This is a genomic window from Campylobacter sp. 2018MI10 (assembly GCF_018501175.1).
GTDB lineage: Bacteria > Campylobacterota > Campylobacteria > Campylobacterales > Campylobacteraceae > Campylobacter_E.
The window spans coordinates 1-395 of the sequence record NZ_JAHCZD010000126.1 but is presented as its reverse complement, the minus strand read 5'-3'; the positions used below and the strand labels follow the sequence as shown (position 1 = coordinate 395).

Annotated in this window: 1 protein-coding gene; it reads left to right on the top strand. The window is 38.7% G+C overall.

Going from position 1 to position 395, the window contains the following annotated elements; all coding sequences use genetic code 11:
- A partial coding sequence (locus KJR01_RS09970) for a WlaTC/HtrL family glycosyltransferase (protein WP_214119097.1) occupies nt 1–275 on the top strand: 275 nt, incomplete at its 5' end.
- Nucleotides 276–395: the final 120 nt, after the last annotated feature.

Sequence of the window (395 nt, the reverse complement as noted above, 5' to 3'; positions counted from 1 at the left end):
GTAGAGATTCTGATACCACTAGTGGAATAAAAAAGTGGTCCTGGCCCTTCAATAAGGAAAAAATGCATTTTTTTACGATCAGAAGAGGGCTTAAACTTGAAACACTGGAATCAGTGTACAACTGTATGTTAGGTAACCATGTGTATATCATCGGTGGCGTTCTGATCGGAACGCTGGAAAAGTGGCAAGAACTTTACCGACTGGTGTGGCATTGCCAAAAGAAGGTGTTGAGAGAGAATATTGTGGATGATGATCAGGAAATATTTCTGATGTGATATTATTACAGGCCTTACATGATCAAGTTAAACGAGCTGTGTAAAAACAAGTGGTTTGACTTATTCTAATGCAAGGGAAAGCGAACGTTTCGTTCCTTTTCTCACATGTTGAAAATGTTA